At 70.2% G+C, this 23,354-nt stretch carries 24 protein-coding genes and 1 pseudogene; 8 read left to right on the plus strand and 17 right to left on the minus strand.

Annotation, left to right across the window (positions count from 1 at the left end):
- Positions 1-36 precede the first annotated feature (36 nt).
- Positions 37-882 carry a hypothetical protein gene (locus HOV91_RS12120; protein WP_246350011.1) on the plus strand — a complete coding sequence of 282 codons (846 nt, stop codon included), beginning with the start codon at positions 37-39 and terminating at the stop codon, positions 880-882.
- A gap of 193 nt (positions 883-1,075) precedes the next feature.
- On the opposite strand, the gene HOV91_RS12125 is transcribed toward HOV91_RS12120, so the two are convergent.
- Genes HOV91_RS12125 through HOV91_RS12140 form a run of 4 tightly spaced genes read right to left on the minus strand, consistent with a single transcriptional unit; the run spans position 1,076 to position 4,074 of the window.
- Positions 1,076-1,732 (minus strand): urease accessory protein UreD, encoded by a 657-nt coding sequence (locus tag HOV91_RS12125; RefSeq protein WP_174185468.1) that lies wholly within the window; start codon positions 1,730-1,732, stop codon positions 1,076-1,078.
- Between the two features lie 9 nt (positions 1,733-1,741).
- Entirely contained in the window at positions 1,742-2,461 is a 720-nt protein-coding gene (gene ureG / locus HOV91_RS12130; protein WP_174185469.1) for an urease accessory protein UreG, read from the minus strand.
- 25 nt (positions 2,462-2,486) lie between these two features.
- Positions 2,487-3,152, minus strand: coding sequence for an urease accessory protein UreF (locus HOV91_RS12135; RefSeq protein WP_174185470.1), 666 nt, complete (start codon positions 3,150-3,152; stop codon positions 2,487-2,489).
- Between the two features lie 52 nt (positions 3,153-3,204).
- Entirely contained in the window at positions 3,205-4,074 is an 870-nt protein-coding gene (locus HOV91_RS12140) for an SDR family NAD(P)-dependent oxidoreductase (RefSeq protein ID WP_438822653.1), read from the minus strand.
- 201 nt (positions 4,075-4,275) lie between these two features.
- Between HOV91_RS12140 and HOV91_RS12145 the strand changes: the two genes are divergently transcribed.
- Positions 4,276-5,004, plus strand: coding sequence for a hypothetical protein (locus HOV91_RS12145; RefSeq protein WP_174185471.1), 729 nt, complete (start codon positions 4,276-4,278; stop codon positions 5,002-5,004).
- A gap of 17 nt (positions 5,005-5,021) precedes the next feature.
- On the opposite strand, the pseudogene HOV91_RS12150 reads toward HOV91_RS12145, so the two are convergent.
- Positions 5,022-6,493 (minus strand): annotated as a pseudogene (locus HOV91_RS12150) (MFS transporter).
- Between the two features lie 93 nt (positions 6,494-6,586).
- Between HOV91_RS12150 and HOV91_RS12155 the strand changes: the two are divergent.
- Positions 6,587-7,273 carry a TetR/AcrR family transcriptional regulator gene (locus HOV91_RS12155; protein ID WP_174185472.1) on the plus strand — a complete coding sequence of 229 codons (687 nt, stop codon included), beginning with the start codon at positions 6,587-6,589 and terminating at the stop codon, positions 7,271-7,273.
- 47 nt (positions 7,274-7,320) lie between these two features.
- On the plus strand, positions 7,321-8,313 hold the full coding sequence (locus tag HOV91_RS12160; RefSeq protein ID WP_174185473.1) for a zinc-binding dehydrogenase: 993 nt from the start codon (positions 7,321-7,323) through the stop codon (positions 8,311-8,313).
- Between the two features lie 10 nt (positions 8,314-8,323).
- Here the strand turns inward: HOV91_RS12160 and HOV91_RS12165 are convergent, their stop codons facing one another.
- Positions 8,324-9,001, minus strand: coding sequence for an O-methyltransferase (locus HOV91_RS12165; protein ID WP_174185474.1), 678 nt, complete (start codon positions 8,999-9,001; stop codon positions 8,324-8,326).
- A 115-nt stretch (positions 9,002-9,116) separates the two neighbouring features.
- Here HOV91_RS12165 and HOV91_RS12170 point away from each other — a divergent pair, with 115 nt between their 5' ends.
- Positions 9,117-9,962: an SGNH/GDSL hydrolase family protein gene (locus tag HOV91_RS12170; RefSeq protein ID WP_174185475.1), complete on the plus strand. Its 846-nt coding sequence runs from the start codon at positions 9,117-9,119 to the stop codon at positions 9,960-9,962.
- 60 nt (positions 9,963-10,022) lie between these two features.
- Here HOV91_RS12170 and HOV91_RS12175 read toward each other — a convergent pair whose 3' ends face one another.
- Together HOV91_RS12175 and HOV91_RS12180 are read right to left on the minus strand one after the other, a co-directional pair.
- A complete protein-coding gene (locus HOV91_RS12175) occupies positions 10,023-11,309 on the minus strand; it encodes an SPFH domain-containing protein (protein WP_174185476.1) in 1,287 nt (428 codons plus the stop codon).
- Positions 11,309-11,740: an NfeD family protein gene (locus tag HOV91_RS12180; protein WP_174185477.1), complete on the minus strand. Its 432-nt coding sequence runs from the start codon at positions 11,738-11,740 to the stop codon at positions 11,309-11,311. The genes HOV91_RS12175 and HOV91_RS12180 overlap by 1 nt, the downstream gene beginning before the upstream one ends.
- A 130-nt stretch (positions 11,741-11,870) precedes the next feature.
- Here HOV91_RS12180 and HOV91_RS12185 point away from each other — a divergent pair, with 130 nt between their 5' ends.
- The 3 genes from HOV91_RS12185 (at position 11,871) to HOV91_RS12195 (ending at position 14,504) form a co-directional block, all read left to right on the plus strand.
- Positions 11,871-12,695: a DUF3097 domain-containing protein gene (locus tag HOV91_RS12185; protein ID WP_174185478.1), complete on the plus strand. Its 825-nt coding sequence runs from the start codon at positions 11,871-11,873 to the stop codon at positions 12,693-12,695.
- A gap of 224 nt (positions 12,696-12,919) precedes the next feature.
- Complete coding sequence (locus tag HOV91_RS12190; RefSeq protein ID WP_174185479.1) at positions 12,920-13,735, plus strand: Rv1486c family protein; 816 nt, start codon at positions 12,920-12,922, stop codon at positions 13,733-13,735.
- A gap of 22 nt (positions 13,736-13,757) precedes the next feature.
- On the plus strand, positions 13,758-14,504 hold the full coding sequence (locus HOV91_RS12195) for a S1 family peptidase (protein ID WP_174185480.1): 747 nt from the start codon (positions 13,758-13,760) through the stop codon (positions 14,502-14,504).
- A gap of 16 nt (positions 14,505-14,520) precedes the next feature.
- On the opposite strand, the gene HOV91_RS12200 is transcribed toward HOV91_RS12195, so the two are convergent.
- The 9 genes from HOV91_RS12200 to HOV91_RS12240 form a co-directional block, all read right to left on the minus strand.
- Positions 14,521-14,970, minus strand: coding sequence for a hypothetical protein (locus tag HOV91_RS12200; protein ID WP_174185481.1), 450 nt, complete (start codon positions 14,968-14,970; stop codon positions 14,521-14,523).
- A gap of 67 nt (positions 14,971-15,037) precedes the next feature.
- Entirely contained in the window at positions 15,038-16,099 is a 1,062-nt protein-coding gene (locus tag HOV91_RS12205; protein ID WP_174185482.1) for a ferrochelatase, read from the minus strand.
- Positions 16,100-16,120: 21 nt separating this feature from the next.
- Complete coding sequence (inhA, locus tag HOV91_RS12210) at positions 16,121-16,957, minus strand: NADH-dependent enoyl-ACP reductase InhA (RefSeq protein WP_174185483.1); 837 nt, start codon at positions 16,955-16,957, stop codon at positions 16,121-16,123.
- 81 nt (positions 16,958-17,038) lie between these two features.
- Positions 17,039-17,755, minus strand: a complete 717-nt coding sequence (gene fabG1 / locus HOV91_RS12215; RefSeq protein ID WP_174185484.1) for a 3-oxoacyl-ACP reductase FabG1 — start codon at positions 17,753-17,755, stop codon at positions 17,039-17,041.
- A gap of 187 nt (positions 17,756-17,942) precedes the next feature.
- Positions 17,943-18,347 (minus strand): peptidase inhibitor family I36 protein, encoded by a 405-nt coding sequence (locus HOV91_RS12220; protein WP_174185485.1) that lies wholly within the window; start codon positions 18,345-18,347, stop codon positions 17,943-17,945.
- A gap of 58 nt (positions 18,348-18,405) precedes the next feature.
- Positions 18,406-19,407 (minus strand): VWA domain-containing protein, encoded by a 1,002-nt coding sequence (locus tag HOV91_RS12225; RefSeq protein ID WP_174185486.1) that lies wholly within the window; start codon positions 19,405-19,407, stop codon positions 18,406-18,408.
- A complete protein-coding gene (locus HOV91_RS12230) occupies positions 19,404-20,357 on the minus strand; it encodes a DUF58 domain-containing protein (RefSeq protein WP_174185531.1) in 954 nt (317 codons plus the stop codon). The genes HOV91_RS12225 and HOV91_RS12230 overlap by 4 nt, the downstream gene beginning before the upstream one ends.
- Positions 20,358-20,389: 32 nt before the next feature.
- Positions 20,390-21,577 carry an AAA family ATPase gene (locus HOV91_RS12235; RefSeq protein ID WP_174185487.1) on the minus strand — a complete coding sequence of 396 codons (1,188 nt, stop codon included), beginning with the start codon at positions 21,575-21,577 and terminating at the stop codon, positions 20,390-20,392.
- Positions 21,578-21,710: 133 nt separating this feature from the next.
- A complete protein-coding gene (locus HOV91_RS12240; RefSeq protein WP_174185488.1) occupies positions 21,711-23,129 on the minus strand; it encodes an NlpC/P60 family protein in 1,419 nt (472 codons plus the stop codon).
- Between the last annotated feature and the right edge of the window lie 225 nt (positions 23,130-23,354).

Genomic DNA, 23,354 nt, shown 5'->3' on the forward strand with positions numbered 1-23,354 from the left:
GGGCGTCGACGTCTCCATCCGGATGAAAGGCGATTCATGGGCACAGGCAAGCACCGAGCACCCGAACCGCACCGGCCGAGGATCGGTCCGATCGTCGCGGCGGGGACGGTTCCGCTGATTCTCGCGCTGGTAGGAACCGGTACCGCGAACGCAGAGCCCGATCGGGCCGTGCCGGTGACCAGGACCGACCCCGTCCCGAGCGACCAGGGTGCCCAATGGCCCGGCGCCGAGGCGCCGAACGTGCGTCCGTACGAGGGTCTGCGGATCCCGGACGACACGCTGAGTTCGTTGCAGTGGGCGCGTCCGTTGCCTGCCCACGAGTACCTGGCCCCATTGGTCGGGCTGCACCTGCCCGGCCCGGTCGCCCCGGTGCCGCCGATCGCACCGCCTCCCGGCAAATTGCGTTTCGGTGATGTGCAGGTCGACGCGCCGGAGTGGCTCTACCGGGAGCAGGCGATCCAGATCAACGACAGCGCCGCGATGGCCGAGGCCGAAATGGCGACATTCCTCGACTCCGTCGGGATGGAGCGCACCAGGTCCGACCGTGTCGCGAGCCAGACGGTGGGCGCCGCCGCGATCGGCGCGGCGGCGGGCTTCGTGTTCGCGAGCCCGTTCGCGCTGTTCGGGGCGGCCGTCGGCGGAGGTCTCGGGCTGGCCATCGGTCTGCCGTTCGCGCCGATCGGCCTCGCTGCCGGCCCGATCGGGGCCGCCTACGGCGCGGCTCTGATGGCCGCCCCGCTGTCGGCCATCGGTGCGGGTATCGGAGCGGGGCTCGGTGCGGTGCACGCCCTGAGCGCGCCACCGCGGGCGCTCAGCGCGCCGGAGTCGGTCGACCCGGGCCACGAGGCCGGGCAACCGGCTCCCGAGGCGGCCGACGGCTGAGCGGATGACACTTCCCCAGCAGCGAGCCGAAAAGGTGGGAACCCGACGACGCTGTCGGGTTCCCACCTTTTCTATCTCCAGGTCTCGGCTCGATTACACCTCTATGGGACCAAGACGACATGCGGCACGTTCGGTGAATCGCTCCCGATAGCCGGTCACGGTGTGCCGTGCGCTTCGCGCCGAAATCCGCGGCTCACCCCGCAACGCTCAGCAGCGCGCCGGTACGGGTGAACAAACTGCCGCCTGCCGCCAAGGGCAGCCTGGTTTGCGTCAATCCCGTTGTCGCCGCGGCGCACTCGTCCGGATAGACGAGTTCGCTTTCCAGTGCCCGAGCGGCGGCCAGCGCGTCATCGGCCGCAGCGCCCGCGCCCAAGACCAGCCGATGGCGCAGCAGGGGCAGGTCGTCGACGTCGGCGATCAGGTCTCCCCGCCACTCGCCGCCGTCCTCACCCGCGCGACCGACCTGGACGCGCTCGCGCATGCGCAGCCGGGCCCCGGAGGCCAGCCGGATCGTGGTGACCGTGTGGTGTCGCGCGCCGCCTGCCACGACCATCGGTTCCGGATCGAAATCCAGCCTCGCCCCGCTACCGACCGCGAGATGCCAGCGCCCGAACGACAACGGCGTCGCCGCGCCAGGCAGGGCGAGCGTCGCCGCGACCGAGCGCACCACCAGTTCGGCCCCCGCGGCGACCTCGATCACGATATCGAGTTCGTCACCGCCCAGCGGCGTCGCGGCGGTGCCGATCAGGTGCACCGTGTTCGGACCGGTGCGACGGGCCGCCATCGCGCCGCTCGCGTGGATCTCCGGAAGCGCCGCGGCGGTGGCGACTATGCGTAACTGCGTGCGCAACAGTGGATCTCAGCGTGCGACAGTGGACCGGTCGGCGTTCGCCCGATCCTGTTCGGCGACCGCGCGCAACTGCTCGCGCACCCAGGCCAGCACCGGGGTCGCGGCGGGGTCCTCGGTCAGCGAGACGAGCACGGTCGGCCGGTCCGCACGCACCCGCGCCGCGTCGCGCTCCATCACGCCGAGGTCCGCGCCGACCAGCGGCGCCAGATCGGTCTTGTTCACCACCAGCAGATCGGAGAAGGTCACCCCGGGGCCGCCTTTGCGCGGCACCTTGTCGCCGCCCGCCACGTCGACCACGAAGATCTGCACGTCGATCAGGCCGGAGGAGAAGGTCGCGGTGAGATTGTCGCCGCCGGATTCGACCAGGATCAGGTCCAGCGGCGGGTTCGCCGCGACCAGATCGTCGATGGCGTCGAGGTTGGCGGTGATGTCGTCGCGGATGGCGGTGTGCGGGCAGCCGCCGGTCTGCACGGCGGTGATCCGCTCGTCCGGCAGGACCGCGTGCCTGCGCAGGAAATCGGCGTCCTCGGTGGTGTAGATGTCGTTGGTCAGCACCGCCAGCGAGAGCTCGTCGCGCAGCTGCCTGCACAGCGCCGCCACCAGGGCGGTCTTGCCCGAGCCGACCGGTCCGCCGATGCCGATGCGCAGCGCCTCCCCGGGCGTGCGGGTGCGTTTCGGCCGATCGTGACCGTGGTCGTGCGGCTCACCGTCGATCAGGTGCGGGGGCATGGCGCGGTCTCCTTCTTCCGGGGCTTCAGCTGGCGAACAGGGGCATGTCACGCTGCCGATGACGCTCGGCGAGCACGTCCTGCAGCGGATCGGACAGCGCGGCCAGACCGGTCACGGCTTCCGCGGCGACACGATCGCACAGGTCGGCCAGCCGGATGGTGCACGCGGCGATCGCGGCGGGGTCCAGGGCCAGCAGACGCTGGGCCGCGGTGGCCGCACCGGTGAGTGTCGTGTAGACGACCACGCCGGCGGTCTCGCGGGGCGTCACCCCGGCGGCCGCGCCGACCATGCCGAAGACCGTGGACAGGTGCGGTGTCGGGCCGAGCGGCGACCAGTCGTGCCGGGGCCACAGCTGCTTGGCCAAGCGCAGCAGACCGCGGCCCTGGGCGCGGGACGCGGCCCGTGCCGCGGGCGCGGGCGTGCGCGCGTCGGCTTCCGCCTCGGCCCGCGCCGGATCCAGGTCGCCCGCGCACACCGCCGCGGCGAGCGACGCGGCCACCAGCCCCGAGGTCCGGATCCGGCGGCGAAGGTACAACTGCACGGTCGCGACGTCGCGGACCAGGCCCGACGCGACGGCTTCTTCCACGCCGCCGGAGTGCACGTGCCCGCCGATCGGCAGTCGCGAGTCGGCGAGCGCGAGCACCGTCGTCAGACCGGACGCCGCCGGGCCGGTCACAACGGATTCACGCATCCGCCGATCCTATGTCCCGGCTGGCCGTCCGGTTGTCCCGGACGTTCCCGGCTCAGCGGCGCAAGGCACGTTCCATGAACCGCTGGGTACGACCGCGGGTCAGGTCGGTCCACGCCTGCACCGGCGCTGACCACCACGGGGCGATCTCCCGTGGCCGGGCGGTCACCGCGTGGCCGACCAGGTCGGCGGCCTCGCTCACGGTGAGCCCGGGGACGCGGCTGAAGTCGGTGGGCGCGCTCATCCTGGTGTGCACGAGCGGCAGGTAGATCGAGGTGGTGGTGACGCCGTCGCGGGCCACCTCCGCCGCGACACTGCGCAACCAGACGTCGAAGGCGGTTTTGGACGCGCCGTATGCCGCCCAGCGCGGCGCGGGCGGCATACGCACACCCCAGGTGGACATGTTCACGATGTGGCCGCACCCGCGAGCGCGCATGGCGGGCAGCAGGGTGAGCAGCAGGCGCACCGGGCCCAGGTAGTTGACGTCGATCGTGCGGGTGAAATCGTGGAAGCGGTCGTAGGACTCGTCGATCGGGCGGCGAATCGACTTGCCCGCGTTGTTGATCACCACGTCCAGGTGGCCGTGCTCGTCGAGGAGCACGCGGCCGAGGCGTTCGACGGCGTCCATGTCGGTGAGATCGGTGGGATAGGTGTGCGCGACGCCGCCCGCGGCGGTGATCTCCGCGGCCACTCGCTCGAGTTCGTCACCGGAGCGGGCGACGAGCAGCACGGTCGCGCCCGCAGCGGCCAGCTTGCGCGCGCTGGCCTTCCCGATGCCGTGCGACGCACCGGTGACGAGCACGATCTTGCCGCCGACCGCGGCGCGCAACGCCTGCTCGCGCGGGCGTGACGTCGGATACAGCAGGCGCGTCGCCACCCGTTCGGCGAGTGGCCGCCCGTTGTTCGAGGCCCGGGTCTGGTTCACGAATTCGACTGTAGGCGCACACCGGGGCGGCCACCCGCGGTTCGCGCGATCACTCCACGCGCGACATCGCACACACCAGCGCACCCGTGGTGACTCGAGCAGTTCTACTCACGCGCCGACAGCGGCCGCGTGTTCGAATGTGGGTAATACACAGACTTTTACACCGGGGCATAGCCAGTGCACCGGGCCGAGGGGGACGCCATGTCGACGCCGGACACGCAGGTCTCGGTCGCACAGTGGATCGCGCGCGGTATCGCGATCGTGGTGCTCGTTCCGCTTCGGCTGCTGTGGGAGGGAATCCTCCTGCTCGGCCGCGTCACCGGAGCGATCCTGGAGTTCGTCGCGCGGCGCCTGTTGGTCCCGGCGGCGGAGCTGATCTGGCACTGGGTGCTGCGGCCCGCGTGGATTTTCGTGAAGGATTTTCTCTGGGGCTGGGTGGTGGGGCATCTGCTGTGGGGCTTGGTGCTCACGCCGCTGCTGTCCCTGCTGCTGGAGTACCTGTTGCGACCGCTGCGGCGCGCGGTGGAGGTCTTTCTGTGGCGCAAGCTGATTCGTCCGGTCGGAGCCTGGTTGCTGCGCTGGGTCGTGTCCCCGATCGGGTACGCGACCGCCTGGGTGTGCCGCCGCGCCGCCGAGTGGCTGATCGTCTGGCCGCTGGCGCAGCTGTGGCGCTGGGCGCTGCGTCCGCTGTGGCGTGCGGTGCGCGCGAGCGCGCGGTACGGATGGCGGGTTGCCACCGTCATCGTGGGCGTGCTCGTCGTGGCGCCGTGCCGGGCGCTGTACCGCTCTGTGCTACGTCCGGTGTTCGCCGCCTTCGTGGTCGTCTGGAACGCGCTGGTGGCGCGCCCGGTCCGCTGGGTGCACCGCACGATCGTCCGGCCGATGAACCGCTGGGCGGCCGAGATCGTAGCGGCCGTGTTCGGCCGGTGACCCTCGCCTCGCGTGGCTCAGCGCGGGCCGGGCGAGGCCAAGCGCGCGATCAGCGCCATCGCGGCGAGCGCCGTCGCCCCGACGGCCACCGCGACGTGCATGCCGTCGACGAAGGATCCGCGCGCCGCCTCGACCAGCGCCGCGTCGCCGCCGAAGCGCTGGATGGTCTCGCCGAGCGTCGCCGCGTAGTCGCCGCCGGACCGGAAGATCAGCGCCGCCAGCGAACCGAGCAGCGCCAGGCCCAGCGCGTTGCCCAGTTCGAAGCTGGTCTCGGAGATGCCCACCGCCGACCCGGCCCGCTCCGGCGGCACCGAGGACACCGCGACCTCGGACACCAGGGTGAACGCCAACCCGTAGCCGACGCCCGCGATCGTGGACCCGGCCAGATACCACCAGAGTCCGCCGTGCGCGCCGACGCCGAGCAGCATCAGATTGCCCGCCGCGGAGGCGAGCAAGGCGAACACGAACGTCGCGCGGGCGCCGAAGCGATGCCCCACCCGCGCGCCGCCCATCGAGCAGACGAATACCGCGATCGCCATGGGGATGCCGAGCAGCGCGGCCGCCAATGGCGTGCGCCCGGTCACCGACTGCAGGTAGATGCTCGTCAGATAGCTCAGACCGGCCAGCGACATCATCCCGGCCAGACTGGCGCCGATCGCCACCGAGAATTGGGGCCGGGCGAACAATCGCAGGTCGAGCAGGGGTTCGTCGAGGTGCCGCTGCCTGCGGACGAACACGGCCAGGGTTACCGCGCCGATCAGCGCGATGACGATCGCCTGCCCATCGATGCCCTCGGTCGCGGCGTGCTTGATGCCGTAGACCACCGGCAGGATGCCGCCGATCGACAGGGCGACGCTCGGCAGGTCCAGCGGTCCCCGCACGCCCGCCCGGTGTTCCGGCAGAACGAACGGGCCGAACGCGAGCAGGACCAGCAGCACCGGGATATTGATCAGGAACACCGAGCCCCACCAGAAGTGGTGCAGCAGCATCCCCCCGATGATCGGCCCGACGGCCGACCCACCGGCGAAGAACGCCGTCCAGACGCCGATCGCGGCGGCGCGCTCGCGTGCGTCGGGAAAGAGGCTCGAGATCAGCGCCAGGCTGGACGGCAGCAGGGTCGCGCCGCCGACGCCCATCAGCGCACGCGCCGCGATCAGCACCCCCGCGCTGGGCGCGAACGCGGCGAGCACCGACGCGATGCCGAAGACCGCCGCGCCCACCAGCAGGATGTTGCGCCGTCCGATCCGGTCGCCCAGATTGCCCATGGTGATCAGCAGGCCCGCGATGAGGAAGCCGTAGATGTCCAGAATCCACAGCTGCTCGTCCGCCGACGGGTCCAGGTCGAGCGTCAGCGTCGGGAGTGCGAGGAACGCACGGAGATGTCCATCGATACCAGCAGGACCGGCAACAGCAGGACCGAGAGGCCCAGCCAGGCGCGGCGCGAGCCCGTCGGGGACGGCGCGGTCCGCACCGGCTGCACGTCTGTCATCTCCGCATGTCCTCTCCCTGGCGCGTACGTCGTACGCATGGGTCCGGGTACAGTGTACGCAGCCGGGTCGAGGGACGGAAAGCAGGACATGGGATGACCGAGATCAAGCTGCACCGCGCCGCCATCGTCGACGCCGCGATCGAACTCGCCGACGCCGAGGGTTTGGACGCGCTGTCCATGCGGCGCATCGCCGAACGGCTCGGCGTCGGCGCGATGTCGCTGTATCGCCACGTCGCGAACAAGGACGAACTGCTCGCGCTGATGACCGACGACGTGGCCAGGCGCAATCCGTACCCCTCGCCCGAGGGACAGCGGTGGACCTGGCGCGAGCGGGTTCGCATCGCCGCCGAGATCGACTGGGCGCTGTACCGGCAGCATCCGTGGGTGCTGCTCACCTTCGCCACCCCCCGCTACAGCTTCGGGCCGCAGAGTCTGGCCTGCCTGGCGTGGCTGGTGGACGGCTTCCTGGAACTCGGCGTGTCCACCAGGGAGGCGACCAGCATGTCCTTCACCGTCTGGAACTACATCTCCGGCGCCACGCTGCCGGAGATCAGTGCCCAGCTGATGGCGCGCAAGGGCATGGACCCCGGCGGTGACAACGCGCTGCGGACACTGCTGAACGGCACGGCAGCGGGACCGGTCCCGCCCGCGCTGGCCGATCTCGCGGGCAGTGGGGTGCGGGATCTCACTCAGGAGGAATTGCTCTACGACGGGCTCGAGGCGCTGTGCGACGGCTTCGCGGCGCGTGCCGTGCGGCGCGATCGGTTGACCTCGACCTGACTTGATGTTGCAGGCTGGCCCACGACCGCCCACGACGAGGAGCCACCGTGCACGCCATTCGCCTCCATGCCTTCGGCCCGGCCGAGAACCTGCGCTACGAGCCAGTTCCCGATCCGGTGCCCGGCCACGGCCAGGTCCGCATCGCGGTGGCGGCGGCCGGTGTGCATCTGATCGACACCGCGCTGCGCAGGGGCGCGGCCGGGCCGTTTCCGCTGCCGCAGCTGCCGACCGTCCCCGGCCGCGAAGTCGCGGGCACCGTGGACCGCATCGGCGCCGACGTGGCGGAGAGCCTGCTCGGCGCGCGCGTGGTGGCCCATCTCGGCGGTGTGCCCGGCGGTTACGCCGAACTGGCCGTGACCGACGCCACCCGGCTGCACGAGATCCCGCCGAATCTGGACGCGGCGCAAGCGGTGGCGATGATCGGCACCGGACGCACGACCTTGGGCATCCTCCAGTTCACCGAGTTGCGGCCCGGCAGCGTCGTCCTGGTGACGGCCGCGGCGGGCGGCATCGGCACCCTGCTGGTGCAATACGCGAAGACCGCCGGCGCCACGGTGATCGGGTTGGCCGGTGGCCCCGCGAAAGTGGATCAGGTGCGGCGCAACGGCGCCCACCTGGCGGTGGACTATCTGCTGCCGGACTGGCCCGACCAGGTTCGCGCGCACATCGGCGACCGCGGGGCCGACGTGCTGTTCGATTCCGTGGGTGGCGCGGTCGCCCGCAGCGGCATCGAGCTACTCGCACCGGGCGGCCAGCATCTGGTCTACGGCTGGTCCGGCAAGTCGGACGAGGAAGGGCCGGTGCGGCTCTCGGCCGGCGAACTCGCCGCACGCGGCATCACCTCCGAGCAGGTGATCGGCCCGCCGTTGCTGGCGCGCGCAGGCGGCGATCTGCGCGTCCTCGAGGACCGCGCCATGGCCGAGGCGGCCGCGGGCCGACTGCGCCCGGCGGTCCATCGCTTCCCGCTCGCCGACGCGGCCGCCGCGCACCGCGCGCTGGAGACCCGCGCGACGACCGGCAAAGTGGTGCTGGAGCCCTAGCCGAACCGGTTCACTCGATCTCGTCGCCGTTCACCACGGCATAGGCGAAGCCGTCCCAGCCCTTGCTGCCGACGGTCTGCACCACGGTGGCGTCCAGGCTCGGTTCGGCGGTGAGCAACTCGACCAGCTCGCGACTGGCCTGGGCGTTCGGGTCCTCGGAATGCTCTTCGGCGATCGCACCGCCGCGGACCACGTTGTCGACGATGATCACCGAGCCCGGCCGGGTCAGCCGCAGCGCCCACAGCACGTAGTTCGAGTTGTTGACCTTGTCCGCGTCGATGAACACCAGGTCGAACGGGTCGGGATCCTCCTCGGCGAGCACGGGCAGGCTGTCCAGCGCGGCGCCCACCCGGATCTCCACCCGGTCGCCGACGCCCGCCCGCTCCAGGTTCGCCCGCGCCACCTCGGCATGCTGGGCGGCGAACTCGAGCGTCACCACACGTCCTTTGTCGCCGACCGCACGGGCCAGCCAGATCGTGCTGTACCCGCCGAGCGTGCCGATCTCCAGCACCCGCCGCGCTCCGACCGTCCTCGCCAGCAGATGCAGGAACTTCCCTTGCGGTGCCGACACGTCGATCGGCGGCAGGCCCGCCGCTTTGTTCGCCTCCAGCGCGGCCTCGGAAGCCGAATCCGTCACCAGCGTTTCCACGAGGTAGCGGTCTACGTCGGCCCATCCAGGTGTCGTCATACCTGGAAGTCTGCCACCGATCCCGCCCGTGGGACCGGCTTCCCGGGTAGCGTGCGGCACACAGAGACGGACATGTCCCGCGATCGCGCCCCTAGACGGACGGACAGGACCCGACATGACGAATCTCGCGCGGATCATCGCCGCCGCCGCTTGCCTGATCGCCGTGGGCCCCGCCGCACCGGCGTACGCCGCGCCGACGGACGGCGGGGCGGAATACGCCGCGCTCGGCGATTCCGGCGCGGCCACCACCGGCGTGCGGAATTTCGACGCCTCGGCCCCACCGCGGTGCCTGCGCTCCACCGCCAACACGCCGAAGCTGATCGCCAGGGACCTCGGCCTGCGGCTCGACGACCGCACCTGCAATTCGGCGCGCATCCCGGACCTCACCGCCGCGCAGGGGCCGGGCATCCCACCCCAGTTCGACGCGCTCGGCCCGCGCACCAGACTGGTCACGGTGCACATCGGCGCCAACGACGCCTTGATGGCCGAGCACGTCGTCGGCTGCCACGTCTCCGGCCTCTTCGGGGTCGGCGGGTGCGCCGGTCCGGACTGGGATGCCGCCATCGACGCCATCGCCGCGTCGTATGCCACCGCGTTGCAACAGATCTCGGTGCGGGCGCCCGCGGCGCGGATCGTGGTCGACGGCTGGCCGCTCTACGTGCGCGACGGCGGCTGCCCCGAGCTGGTCGGTCTTCGTCCGTCCGACGCCGCGCGCATCCAAGCCGCCTTCGACCGCCTCAACACTGTGGTGTCCCGCGTCGCCACGGCGCAGGGCGTCGTCTACGTCGACACCCGAGCGGCGTCGGAAGGCCACGACGCGTGCGCCCCCGTCGGCATCCGCTGGATCGACCCGGTCATCGCTACCGAGACGCTCATCCCCTACCACCTCACCCCGCAGGGCATGCGTGGCGTCGCCGACGTCGTCCTCCCGGCGATCCGCGCCGCCGGACTGCCCGGCTGAGCCGTACCCCCGCTCCGACGAAAGCCGCCCCGGACTCGGGCGGAGTCCGGGGCGGGTCTGTCACTTCGAGAAGTTCTCCGGCGGCTGCCAGGGACGGCCGTGCGGGTCGTCCGGTCGCTGGGCCGGTGGTTGCTGCTGCGGCTGCTGCTGCTGTGGCGGCTGCTGCGCCGGGAAAGCCTCCTGCGGAGGGATCACCGGCTGGTGCGGCGAAGGCTCGAAATCCTGCGGAGGCGGCGGCGGGGTCGGTATCAACCCCTCGACCGGAGTCCGCGCCGTCGCCTCGGCGGCACGCACGGCCCGCTCGATGGTCGGGTCGGGCGCGGTGTCGAACCAGTCCGCCACGTCGGAGTCGTCCTCCGGCTTGGCTTCCGCGCCGTCGGAGGCGGGCGGTTCGTACCGGAACACGCCGTCCTCGCCCTGGCTGCCGAAGCTCTTGGCGAACCCTTCCAGCGCTTTGCCGAAATCACTGGGCACCAGCCACACCTTGTTGGCGTCGCCGCGCGCCACCATGGGCAGCGTCTGCATGTACTGGTAGGCAAGCAGTTCCGGCGTCGGCTTGCCGGATTTGATGGCGGCGAAGACCTTCTCGATCGCCTTGGCCTGACCTTGCGCCTGCAAGTAGGCGGCGGCGCGCTCACCCTGCGCCCGCAGGATCCGGCTCTGCCGTTCGCCTTCGGCGGCCAGGATCGCCGACTGTTTGGCGCCCTCGGCGGACAGGATCTGCGCCTGTTTCGAGCCCTCGGCCGTCTTGATCGCCGATTCGCGCTGGCCCTCCGCGGTGAGGATCATGGCGCGCTTCTCGCGGTCGGCCTTCATCTGCTTTTCCATCGACTCCTGGATCGACGGCGGCGGATCGATGCTCTTCAGCTCGACCCGCGCGACGCGCAGACCCCAGCGCCCGGTCGCCTCGTCCAGCACACCGCGCAGCTGGCCGTTGATCGCGTCACGGGAGGTGAGGGTCTGCTCGAGCGTCATGCCGCCGACCACGTTGCGCAGCGTGGTGACGGTGAGCTGCTCGACGGCGGCGATGTAGTTGCTGATCTCGTACACGGCCGCCTGCGGGCTGGTGACCTGGAAATACACCACGGTGTCGATGTGCAGGGTCAGATTGTCCTCGGTGATCACCGGCTGCGGCGGGAACGACACCACGCGCTCGCGCAGGTCCACCTTGGCACGGACCCGGTCGGCGAACGGCACGAGGAACGTGAGCTGGCCGGACACGGTCCGCGAATACCGGCCCAGCCGCTCGATCACCGCGGCCTCGGCCTGCGGCACCAGCGCGATCGACTTGAAGACCACCACCACGACCAGCAAGATGAGGACGGCGGCAACGATCAGTACAGCCATCAAGGCCCCTTCCAGACGACGGCGGTCGCGCCGTCGATCTTCATGACATACACGGTCGTACCCGGTTCGTACACTTCGCTCGTGTCCATCGGCCGCGCGGTCCACACCTCCCCGCCCAGCTTCACCTGGCCGGAGTGCTCCGCGACCTGCTCGAGCACCAGAGCGGTCTTGCCTGGCAAGGCGTCCACGTTCGTCGGCGTGGGCGGCGCAGTTCCCAAGCGTCGCCGGATGATCGGGCGCACACCGAGGAACAGCACCGCCGACATCACCGCGAAGACGATGGCGTCCACCACCAGCGACGTACCCGCCGCCGCGCTGACACCCGCCGTGCCCAGTGCGGCGACACCCAGCATCAGCAGGGTGAAGTCGCCGGTGAGCATCTCCGCCGCCGCGAGCAGAATGCCCGCGACCAGCCAAAAAATTGCGGCCACACGACCACTGTAGTGCTCCGATGATGATCTCGGGCGCGACCTTCGCGAGTACTCCGGATGAATTCCGATCGCGGACGCGCGGTGACCCTGGTCCGCCGAAAGCCGCAGCGGCGGTGCTAGCTTCAGGCAGGTGAGCGGGCGTGACAGGTATGGCGACATCTTCTCCGGACATGAACGATCGAAGAAACGGACGGTGCCGACGGTCACCGCGGAACGCGATCTGGTCGTCGAGGACGCCGCCACCGGATTCTGCGGCGCGGTGGTCGGATTCGATCGCAGCTACGACGGCGAGTTCGTGAAATTGGAGGACGCGCGCGGCACGGTGCGCCTGTTCGCGCTGCGCGAGGCCGCGTTCCTCATCGACGGCGCACCGGTGACGCTGGTGCGGCCGACCGCCGCGCCGCCGAAGCCGCCGCACCGCTCCGCCTCCGGCTCCACCAAGGTCGAGGGACTGCGCGCCCGGGTCGCCCGCGGCAGCCGGATCTGGGTGGAGGGCGTGCACGACGCCGCCTTGGTCGAGCGGGTGTGGGGCCATGATCTGCGGGTCGAGGGCGTGGTGGTGGAGCAGCTCGAAGGCTTGGACAACCTGGCCGCGCGCCTGGCCGACTTCGAGCCGGGGCCGGGCAGACGGGTCGGCGTGCTGGTCGACCATCTGGTGACCGGGTCGAAGGAGACTCAGCTGACCACCGGGCTCGGGCCGTACGTCCTGGTGACCGGGCACCCCTTCGTCGACGTGTGGCAGGCAGTGCGCCCGGCGACGGTCGGCATCGCGCAGTGGCCGCAGGTGCCGCGCGGCGAGGACTGGAAGACCGGCGTCTGCGCACGCCTGCGCTGGGGTACCCCGCAGGACGGCTGGCGCCGGGTGTACGGCGCGGTGACCTCCTTCCGCGATCTGGAGGCCCCGCTGATCGGTGCGGTCGAGCGCCTGATCGATTTCGTCACCGAACCGGACTAGGCGTACCTCCGCCTGCCCTCCGGGCATGCGCGGGGCTGTCGACGGACCAGGTCCGGCCGCGCCCACCAGAGGTTTCGAATCGGTCCCGGCCGTCCGATGCCGGACGGTGTCCGCGCGGACCCGGTGCTCGCCGGGAGCCCGGCGCCCGCGGTTTCCGCGCTGCTCACCAATGCCCTTGCGCATGGATGCCCACCGGTAGCGCCCACCCTTTATGCTCGATAATTATGTGCTCTCCAAGCGCGACGCTGACGGTGTGGGCGAGCTCCTGGCTGGCCGGCCGCAGTGCGCCCGACGACGTTTTGGCCGCCTTGCACGCGTGGGCGCCGAAGCACACGATCGCGGCGGGTGACCCGGTCACCGGCGGTCGCACCGACCTGCCGTGGTCCGCGCACGGCAATCTGCCGGGAAGCGGAGTGATGGCGCTGCTGAAGGTGATTCGCGAAACGATGGCCCAGCCCGGTTCGCAGCTGCGGTTGGTGCTCCCCGTCCCCGGCGACGTCCGCGGAGTCCCCACGGGCACGGCGTTCGCCGCCGACGCGCTCGAGGCCGAAGAGGGCATCCTGATCGGCGTGCCAGGCACCGACGGCACCGGCCTCATCCCGCAGTGGGCCGACGACGACACCCTGCAGTGGACCGTCTACAGCACGCCCATCCCCGCGGCGCCCGGCCCCGACATGTCGCTCGGCGAGGCCGAATACGCGATGCGTGAAGCGGTCCGCGACGCCGCCGACGCGCTGATGAAACTGCACACCACCTCGCTCGGCACGGCCGACTCCGATCCGCGCGAACTCATCGAAGCCGAGCTCGCCGACTACTCGCGACACGACTATCCCGAGTCGATTCCGTTGCGCGCCAGGCGCATTCTCGATACCGCCGATCACGTGGCCGCCATCCTGACGGTGGCGCAGCGGGAGCCCGCTTCGGCGCCCACCTCCGCCAGCGCGATCGGAGCGCAGGAATCGCTGCTGCGCCCGCTGTGGGACGCGATCCGTGCCGCTCGCCTGGTCGCCGTGCACGCCTCGGCGCGCGGAAGCCGCTGACCGGAGCCTCGGGTGGTGTGACATGCGCATTCTCCGTCGTGGCCGCACAGTCGCCCTCGCCCTGTTCATCGCTCTCGGTTGGCAGGCCCCCGCCTCGGCGATCGTCGGCGGCGCCGAGGCGTCGACAGCGGAGTATCCATGGCTGGCCGCCGTCGGCACACCGCTGTTGCTCAACCGCGCCTCCGGCCAATTCTGCGGCGGCGCGCTCATCGCGCCGGACCAGGTGATCACCGCGGCGCACTGCGTGGCCCTGACACGGCCGCTGGCGCAGACGCTCACCGTCACCTTCGGCCGCGACGACCTGCGCGGGCACGACGGAAACACGGTGCAGGTCAGGGATATTCGCATGCACCCCGGGTTCCGGTCGAACGGTCCGGACACCGCGGCCGTCCATCAGAACGATGTGGCGATCCTGACCCTCGATCGGCCACAGCCGGGTCCGACCGTCGGCATCGCGGCGCCGGGGTCGGGCGCCGGAACCATCCTCGGCTGGGGCGCGACCTCGGAGACCGACGAAGGCAATACCCGCCTGCACGCGGCGAGCGTCCCTCTGGTCACCGACGAGGTGTGCGCCGCCGCTTACGGTTCCGCCTTCGATCCGTCCACCATGCTCTGCGCGGGCAGCCCGGCCGCCGACGCCGCCCGATACGACAGTGGCGGACCGCTTCTCGTCGACGGTAGGCTCGCCGGTCTCGCCTCCTGGAGCAAGGGCACCACCCGCCCCGGCTTCCCCAGTGTCTACACCCGCCTCACCGGCGTCGAGTTCTGAGCCTCCGGCGCGGCGATCACTGCTGGGGCGGCTGATACCCCTGCTGCGGCGGATACGGCTGCTGCTGGGGGTACTGCTGGTACTGCTGCGCAGGCTGCTGCTGGTAGGGCTGCTGGTACTGCGGAGGCGCCGGATATTGCGGTTGCCCGGCGACCTGCTGCGGAGGATAGGGCTGCTGGAACTGCTGCTGCGGATACGGCTGCCCCTGCGGGAACTGCTGCTGCGGATACTGCTGCTGCGGCTGGTTCGAATTACCCCGCTTGCGCAGCCAGACCACGAGTCCGATGACCACGACGACGACCCCGATGCACAGCAGCAGACCGCCGATCGAGAAACCGCCCCGGCCGCTGCTGCGGCTGCGGCGCCTGGCCTCGGTGGCGTCGAGCGCCACGGTCCACACTTGGGTATCGGACCAGGTCTGCGGATCGAGCAGCGCGGCATTGGTCAGGACGTCGGTATAGGTCATCGAGAGTTACCCCCCAGAAAGTCGGATTCGGCGATCGGTCGCAGGGGATGCTATCGCCTGAGGCGGGTCAGTTCCCAGCAGTGGGACGACGCGGCACCGCGCAACAGCCGACGGCACACGGTGCGCCGTCGGGCGTGCAGCCGTAGCCTGCGACCTCGCCGAGCCTGCGCGGTTCGACGCCACGAAGTTGCTCGGAGACCAGTTCGACAACCAGCTTCGCGAAGCGCGGGTCGGTTCCCGGCGTCGCGGCCCGGGCGAAGCCCATACCCAGTTCGGCGGCCCGCTGCGCGGCCTCGTTGTCCAGATCCCAGATGACTTCGAGATGATCGGAGACAAAACCGACCGGACAAACGATCACGGCCTCGACTCCCTTGGCGGCGAGATCGTCCAGATGGTCGACGATATCCGGTTCCAGCCACGGCACCTGCGGCGGACCGGAACGAGACTGCCAGACGACGTCGAAGTCGGTGAAACCCGTTGCCGCGGCGCACAATCGGGCCGCGTCCGCGACCTGCCGGCTGTAGAGCCGCCCACCGTCGGCGGGCGGGCCGGCAGCGGCGTCGGCCGACACCGGAATCGAGTGCGCGGTGAACACCAGGCGCGCCGCGCCGCGCCGCTCGGCCGCGAGCCGATCGCGCGCCGCGCGGATGGCGTCGGCGAACGCCTCGATCAACAGCGGGTGGTCGAAATACTGGCGCAGCTTGAGCAGGCGCGGCGCGCCCGCACCGCAGGCCGCGCGCGCCCTGGCGATGTCCTCGTGATACTGCAGGCAGCCGGAGTAGCCGCCCCATGCCGAGGTCGGGAACACCAAGGCGGAGCCGACACCGTCGGCGGCCATCCGCGCGACGGTGTCCTCCACCATGGGATGCCAGTTCCGGTTACCGAAATAGACCGGCAACTCGAGGCCCGCGGCGGCCGATTCCGCCTCGACCGCGGCGATGATGTCGCGATTGAGGGCGTTGATCGGCGAGACACCGCCGAAGTGCAGGTAGTGCTCGGCGACCGCTTCGAGTCGTTCGCGCGGCACTCCCCTGCCCCGGGTGACGTTCTCCAGGAACGGCATCACGTCTTCGGGACGCTCCGGACCGCCGAAGGACAGCAGCAGCAGCGCGTCGGCGGTGCGGTGCACGGTGTCTCCCCTCGAGTCCGCTCAGTTGATCGCCATGTCCTCCGGGAACCAGGTGTTGTGGCTGGCTCCGCCATCCACGTAGATGATCGAGCCGGTGGTGCCCGGCAGCCAGTCCGACAGCAGCGCCACGATCGACTTCGCCACCACCGTGGGGTCGTCGACATCCCAGCCGATCGGCGAGGCGCCGTCCCAGTAGGTGTTGAGCTGGTTGAGCTTGGCCGCGTCGTCGGTCGCGGTGCCCGCGATCGCCTTGGCGGCCAGCGTCTTGATCGGACCGGCGGCGATCAGGTTGGAGCGGATCTTCTTGGCCGTGCCCACCTCACGGGCGACGTACCGGTTCACCGACTCCAGGGCCGCCTTCGCCACGCCCATCCAGTTGTAGTACGGCATCGCGGTGCGCGGATCGAAGTCCATGCCGACGATCGAGCCGCCCTCGTTCATCACCGGCAGCACCGCCCGCGACAGCGAAGCGTAGCTCCACGCCGAGATCTCGAACGCCTTGGCGGCGTCCGGGCCAGGACCGTCCAGGAACGGACGAGCCTCCGGACCCATCAGGGTGCGGGGTGCGAACGCGATCGAGTGCAGCACTCCGTCGATCCCCTGCGGAGCCAGTTCCCGCAGCTTGTCGGCCAGGCCGGCGAGATCCTCTTCGCTGGTGACATCGAGCCCGATGGCCGGCGGGACCTCCTGGGGCAGGCGCTTGGCGATCCGGTCGATCAGCCGCAGCCGCTCCGGAATGCCGGTGATGATCACCTTCGCGCCCTGCTCCTGCGCGACGGCCGCCGCGTGGAACGCGATCGACGAATCGGTGATGATGCCCGTGACCAGGATGGTCTTGCCTTCGAGCAGTCCGCCCATGAGTTCTCGGTTCTCCTGAAATTCGAATGTGGGAGTTGACCGCGGGTGGCCGTGACCAGCCGCGCTACGCGTTCGGTGTGGTCAGTGGCCCATGCCCATGCCGCCGTCGACGGGGATCACCGCACCGGTGATGTAGCCCGCGTCTTCGGAGGCGAGGAAGCTGATGACCGCGGCCACGTCCTCGGGCTTGCCGTAGCGCTGGAGCGGGATGGCCTGCAACGCCATCTCCTTGTACTTGTCCTCCATCGCATTGGTCATGTCGGTCTCGATGAAGCCCGGCGCGACCACGTTCGCCGTGATGGACCGCGAACCGAGTTCGCGGGTGATCGAGCGCGCCATACCGATGACGCCCGCCTTGGACGCGGCGTAGTTCACCTGGCCCGGCACACCCGCCAGACCGACCACCGAACCGAGGAAGATGATCCGGCCCCAGCGGGCGCGCAGCATGGCGCGGTTGGCGCGCTTGGCGACGCGGAACGCTCCGGTCAGGTTCGCGTCGATGACCCGGGTGAACTGGTCCTCGCTCATCCGCATGAGCAGCGTGTCGTCGGTGATGCCCGCGTTGGCCACGAGCACCTCGACCGGGCCCTGGTGCGCCTCCACCTCGGCGAACGCGCCGTCCACCGACTCGCTGTCGGTCACATCGCATTTCACACCGAACAGGCCGTCCGGCACCCCCGATCCACGATGCGTGACGGCCACCTTGTGACCGTCGGCAAGCAGACGCTGCGCGACCGCGAGTCCGATGCCGCGGTTACCGCCGGTCACCAGGACCGAGCGAGATGTGAGGTTCGACATGGGGTTCAACCTACCTGGTCGGATCGGTAGGCCACGACCGGGCCGCCACGTTTGTCCGACCGCCATCCGAGCGCCGATACGTTGGTGAAACGCCACAACGACAGCGCGAATCCAAGCCCTCCTACGCCGACCGAGGATTGCGCCACGCGGCACCGGCCCTCGGCGGGCGCCCCGGTACGGGACCAGCTCAGCAGTCGGGGCACCACGTCACGGACAGCGCGTCGAAACCAAGGTCGGCAACCTGCTTTCCGGGGCCGACATAGAGATACGGCCGACCGCCGTCACAGTTGTGGGCCGCTGTGAACAGCAGTTCGACCTTCGTATTGTTGATCACCGATCTGGTACTCGGATCTCCCGCGGGGCCGCAGTAGTTCCGGAAGTTCTTTGTGTTGAGCGTGACGATCTTGGCCGTTCCGGAATAGCCCGCCCCGGAATACTGGCACAGACTGTCCGCCGGGCAACTCGCCGCCGACGCCTCCGGCGGCGCCACGACCAGCGCAAGCGCGGCGAAGGCGATCGCGGAGACAATTGCAGAAATTCGCATGATTCCTCCCCAGTGGGGCGACACTCCCTTGCCGCCCGTCAGGGGCACGTTAGCACGGCTGTGGCTGCGACACGTCGTGATCGCCTGCGTGCCTTCGCCGTTCGCGCTAAGGCAGACGCTGGCGGTACAGCAAACCGATGACCACTCCCGCTGCGACGACCACCAGTCCGAGCAACATCCAAGGGCGACTGGCATCGCCTCTGGTCAGCTCGTACCCGATCTGTTCCTCCAAGGTGTCGTACACCTTGGTCAGCTCCTGCAGTGACGACGCGGTGTAGAACTCGCCGCTGGACAGTCGTGCTATCTCGCGCATGGCATCGTCGTCGACCTCGACGCGCACCTGGTCCTTGCTGCCGTCCTCCCGGGGAATCTCGACCACGCCCCAGCGGGTGCCGAACGAAATGGTCGAGATCGGGACGTTCTTGGTCTTCGCGAGGCGGGCGGCGACGAACTCGTGCCTGGGATTGTCGACGTCCTTGAAGTCCGGGACGGTCTGTTTTCCGTCCGACATCAGAACGATCCGGGCGGGCGGGGGTTCCTGGGCTCCACCGAGCACCGTGGCGAGCGTCTCGATCGCCTGCAGTGCGGTGAGGATGCCTTCGCCGGTCGCCGTTCGCTCGGCGAGCTTGGCGTTGTCGATGGCCGCCTTGACGCCTTCGTGGTTGGTCGTGGGCGAGACCATCACCGACGCGGTGCCCGCGAAGGTGACGAAGCCGATGTTCACGCCTTCGGGCAGCCCGTCGACGAAGTCCTTGCCCGCCTGCTTGGCGACCTGGATGCGGCTCGGGGCGACGTCGGTCGCCTCCATCGACAGCGAAACGTCCATCACGAGCATGACGGTCGCGCGATTGCGCGGCACCTTCTTGACCGCGGTGGGTCCCGCGGCGGCGACGGTGAGGAACACCAAACCGACCAGCAGCAGCGCGACGGCCACGTGCCGGAACGGGCTCGGCCGCGAGGGAGCGACCTTCTCCAGCAGCTCCATGTTGGTGAACTTCAACATGTGCTTGCGCCGATTGCGCTGCACCAGGACATAGCCGAGCGCGATCAGCGCGATGACGGCGAGGAATCCCAGCCAGATCTGTGCGGTGAAATGCGAAATACTCACTGACGTGGCACCCGCCCGGTCGGGGCGCCGAAGCTGTGGCGCCGGGTGGACACGAACCGGACCACGTCGGCGATCCAGTCCCGATCGGTTCGCAGGGTCAGCACCGGGGCACCGCAGCTGCGCAGAGCCTGTTCGACCTGCTCCCGGTGCCGCTGCGCGGCGGCCGCGAAATCGGCGCGCAACGTAGGGGTCACGCTGAACTCGCGGGTGCGCCCGGTCTCCGGATCGTGCAGCACGACATCGCCGATGTCGGGCAGCGACAGGTCGCGCGGATCGAGCACCTCGACCGCGAGCAGATCGTGCCTGGCCGAGATCGCGCGCAACGAGCGCTGCCAGTCGATGTCGCCCAGGAAGTCGCTGATGACCACCGCGAGACCGCGTTTGCGCTGCGGGCGGCGCAGCGATTCGATGCCGCCGCGCAGGTCGCCGCGCACGCCGTCGCGCGCGTGCGGGGTGGTCGCGATGCTGCGCAGCAGCGACTGGGCGTGGATCCGCCCGCCGCGCGCGGGGATCCGGGTCAACCGTTCGCCGGTGGCGACGACCGCGCCGATCCGGTTGCCGCCCCCGCTGGTCAGATGGGTGATGGCGGCCGCGGCGGCGATGGCGAGATCACGCTTCTGGCAGGCGGCGGTGCCGAAGTCGAGGCTGGCCGACAGATCGACCACCATCCAGGTCTCCAGCTCCCGATCGGCGATCATCTGCCGTACGTGCGGATGGGTGGTGCGGGCGGTGACCGACCAATCCATTTGGCGGACGTCGTCACCCGGCTGGTAGGCGCGCGCCTCACCCGGCTCGGAGCCGGGTCCGGGAATGAGACCGAGATGGTCACCGTGCAGCACGCCGTCGAGCCTGCGGCGCACGGTGAGTTCGAGGGTCCTGAGCGCGACCGTGAGCCTGGGGTCGGTCAGCTCCCCTGCGTGGAAGGACGGCGGTGCGTGGGACGACGACATCGGCACTGGCGCGACCGGATCCGATGCCGAGGTCACTTCGGCGGGATGGTGCCCGCGGGCTGGGACTGCTGCCCGTTGGGCGGCTGGGGCACCGCCTGCTGCGGCGACGGCGGCTGCGGAATCTGCTGCTGCTGCTGCGGGGCGCCCTGGGCCGGGGCGGGCGCGCCCGGCGCGACGGCCTGCGGGGCGACCTGCGGCAGGCCGACCGTCTGCAGCACGCGCTTGATCACGTCTTCCGGGCTGATCTCGTCGGCGAGCGCGTCGTAGGACAGCACCAGGCGATGGCGCAGCACGTCCGGAATCACTTCCACCACGTCCTGCGGCACCACGTAATCGCGGCCGCGGATCAGCGCGACCGCACGGGCCGCGGCGATGATGCCCAGGCTGGCGCGTGGGGACGCGCCGTAGGAGATCCAGCTGGCCACGTCCTGCATGCCGAAATCGGCCGGCTTGCGGGTCGCCGCGATCACCCGGACCACGTAGTCGACCAGGGCGTGGTGCACGAAGGTGTTCGCCGCGACCTTCTGCAGGCGGATCAGGTCCTCCGGCTCCAGGATCCGACCGGCCTCCGGCGGGGTGACGCCCATCCGGTAGATGATCTCGCGCTCCTCCTCCACGGAGGGGTAGTCGACGACGACCTTGAACAGGAAGCGGTCGCGCTGCGCTTCGGGCAGCGGGTACACGCCCTCGCTCTCGATCGGGTTCTGTGTCGCCATGACCAGGAACGGGTCGGGCATCGGGTAGGTCTTGCCGCCGATCGACACGTGCCGCTCGGCCATCACCTCGAGCAGCGCCGACTGCACCTTGGCGGGCGCGCGGTTGATCTCGTCGGCGAGCACGAAGTTCGCGACGACCGGGCCGAGCTCGGTGTCGAACTGCTCGCGGCCCTGCCGGTAGATGCGAGTACCGATGAGGTCGGTGGGCACCAGGTCGGGCGTGAACTGGACGCGGGCGAACGAGCCGCCGACCACCTTGGCGAAGGTCTCCACGGCGAGGGTCTTCGCGATGCCGGGGACGCCTTCGAGCAGGACGTGACCGCGCGCGAGAACGCCGACGAGCAGTCGTTCGACCAGGCGGTCCTGGCCCACGATCACCCGCTTGACCTCGTAGATCGCCTTCTCCAGGGTCTGGACGTCACGCTCGAGGGTGCTGGGCGTCGAGCCCGGCGCATCCTTCGCCGAGTTCGCTCCGCTCACACCGTCCGTCGAAGTCACCAACATCCCCGCTTTCGCCTTGGTCCTGTGCGTGCTGCCACAACTATTCCAGGTAATCACCGCCTGTGCCGCAACCGGACCCGACAGAATGGGAATTCCGCGGTCCCGCGGCCCGCCTGACACCCGGAATGTCCGATTATCAGGACACGATGCGCACCGCGAACGGCATGATGCCGCCCTCCCGGACCGGGGACACTTTCACCACGTCGCCGGATTCCGGCGCCTCCACCATCTTCCCGTCGCCGAGGTACAGCGCCACGTGCTGACTGCCGTTCGGCCCCCAGAACAGCATGTCGCCGCGTTCGCGATCACCGACCGGCACCCGGGTCCCCGCGTTGTACTGATAGCCGCTGTAGTGCGGCAGCGAGACGCCGATGCCGGCGAACGCGTAGACCATCAACCCCGAGCAGTCGAAGCCGACCTTGTCGTAGTCGCCGTGGCGGTCGGCGACGCCGCCGTCGCGGATGCCGAGGGTGGGCCCGTCCTCGTCGCCGCCGCCCCAGGCGTAGGTGACGCCGAGCTGCGACATCGCGCGATCGACCACGGTCTCGATCGCCGACGAGCCCCCGACCGACGGCGAGTTCGGCCGGGGCGCGCTGCGTCGCGGCGGGGCCGCGTCCTCCAACTGGGTGTGCGGGCGCTTGCCCGCGCCCAGTTCGGCCGCGCGATCCTGCGCGGCCCGATCGGCGGCCGCACGGGCGGCCGCGGCCGCGGCGGCGGCACGGACCGCGGCCTCCTCCGCTCTGCGCAGCGCGTCCCAGGCGAGATACGCGTCGCGCTGGTCCTGTAGCCCCGCCACGTTCCGCCGCGCATGGTCCAGCCGGCCCTGCGCGTCCTGGCGCTGCCGCAGCAAGTCGTCGCGCTGCGCGGTCTGCCGGTCGAGTTCCGTCTCGGCCGCGGCGACCGCGTTCGCCGCGTCGGTCTTGCGTGCCGCCGCCACGGCGGCGGCCACGTCCGCGTCCGCCTTCGCCCTGCGGGCGCTGGAGTTCTTGTTGCCCTGGTCGATCTGCGCGCGCCGCAGGCCGTCCAGCACCTGCTGGCGATTCTTGGAGACCAGGTCGAGCAGCTGTGCCCGGTCCAGCGCGACAGCCGGGGTGGCCGCCGCGAGATAGGTGACCATCGAATCGGCCCCGGGCCGGGTGTAGACCTGGGTGGCGAACTGGTCGAAGTTGCGCCGCGCCTGACCCACCTCGGCCGTGGCGTCGGCCAGCGCGAGCTGGGTGTCGACCACGACGGCAGCGGCCGCGTCGGCGGCGTCGCGCGCGTTCTGCAGGTCGACCAGCGCCTTGTTGACGTCTTCCCGGCGCTGCGCGACCAGGTCGTCGAGCTGTCCGAGCTGGTGATCGACCGCGGCGACCTGGTTGATCAGCGTGCCGACTTCGGCGACACCGGCGTCGACCTGCGCGCCCGCCTGGGCGATCTGGCCGTCGCTGGGATTTGGCGGAGCAGGTGGCACGGCGGCGACCGGCCCGGTCGTGACCACTACAGCGACCGAGATCAGCAATCCCACAGCGACCGATATTCGGCGCCGGTAGGTCAGCGCGCCGTTGTTGCGCATCACACCTCCAAGGACCGGATTCCGGTAATCCTCGAGGGCATCAGGCGAACCATGACGCACTGTGGTCGTCAGATGGCCTCTGGAAACACATATTCCCCATCAGGGACCATTCGAACCGTAAGACACTTACGTCACCGACAAAACAACATCCACGCAACTATGCGCCCGCGACTACGGATTGCTAGATGTTTGCTAAATGCTGTCTATTGTCTGGTGTGTCACAAC

The organism is Nocardia barduliensis (assembly GCF_013315795.1).
GTDB classification, from domain to species: domain Bacteria; phylum Actinomycetota; class Actinomycetes; order Mycobacteriales; family Mycobacteriaceae; genus Nocardia; species Nocardia barduliensis.

Coding starts and splice junctions, on each gene's coding strand:
- HOV91_RS12120 (WP_246350011.1), top strand. CDS start 37: ATGGGCACAGGCAAGCACCGAGCACCCGAACCGCACCGGCCGAGGATC.
- ureG (WP_174185469.1), bottom strand. CDS start 2,461: ATGCCCCCGCACCTGATCGACGGTGAGCCGCACGACCACGGTCACGAT.
- HOV91_RS12135 (WP_174185470.1), bottom strand. CDS start 3,152: ATGCGTGAATCCGTTGTGACCGGCCCGGCGGCGTCCGGTCTGACGACG.
- HOV91_RS12145 (WP_174185471.1), top strand. CDS start 4,276: ATGTCGACGCCGGACACGCAGGTCTCGGTCGCACAGTGGATCGCGCGC.
- HOV91_RS12155 (WP_174185472.1), top strand. CDS start 6,587: ATGACCGAGATCAAGCTGCACCGCGCCGCCATCGTCGACGCCGCGATC.
- HOV91_RS12165 (WP_174185474.1), bottom strand. CDS start 9,001: ATGACGACACCTGGATGGGCCGACGTAGACCGCTACCTCGTGGAAACG.
- HOV91_RS12170 (WP_174185475.1), top strand. CDS start 9,117: ATGACGAATCTCGCGCGGATCATCGCCGCCGCCGCTTGCCTGATCGCC.
- HOV91_RS12175 (WP_174185476.1), bottom strand. CDS start 11,309: ATGGCTGTACTGATCGTTGCCGCCGTCCTCATCTTGCTGGTCGTGGTG.
- HOV91_RS12190 (WP_174185479.1), top strand. CDS start 12,920: ATGTGCTCTCCAAGCGCGACGCTGACGGTGTGGGCGAGCTCCTGGCTG.
- HOV91_RS12195 (WP_174185480.1), top strand. CDS start 13,758: ATGCGCATTCTCCGTCGTGGCCGCACAGTCGCCCTCGCCCTGTTCATC.
- HOV91_RS12200 (WP_174185481.1), bottom strand. CDS start 14,970: ATGACCTATACCGACGTCCTGACCAATGCCGCGCTGCTCGATCCGCAG.
- inhA (WP_174185483.1), bottom strand. CDS start 16,957: ATGGGCGGACTGCTCGAAGGCAAGACCATCCTGGTCACGGGCATCATC.
- fabG1 (WP_174185484.1), bottom strand. CDS start 17,755: ATGTCGAACCTCACATCTCGCTCGGTCCTGGTGACCGGCGGTAACCGC.
- HOV91_RS12230 (WP_174185531.1), bottom strand. CDS start 20,357: ATGTCGTCGTCCCACGCACCGCCGTCCTTCCACGCAGGGGAGCTGACC.
- HOV91_RS12235 (WP_174185487.1), bottom strand. CDS start 21,577: ATGTTGGTGACTTCGACGGACGGTGTGAGCGGAGCGAACTCGGCGAAG.
- HOV91_RS12240 (WP_174185488.1), bottom strand. CDS start 23,129: ATGCGCAACAACGGCGCGCTGACCTACCGGCGCCGAATATCGGTCGCT.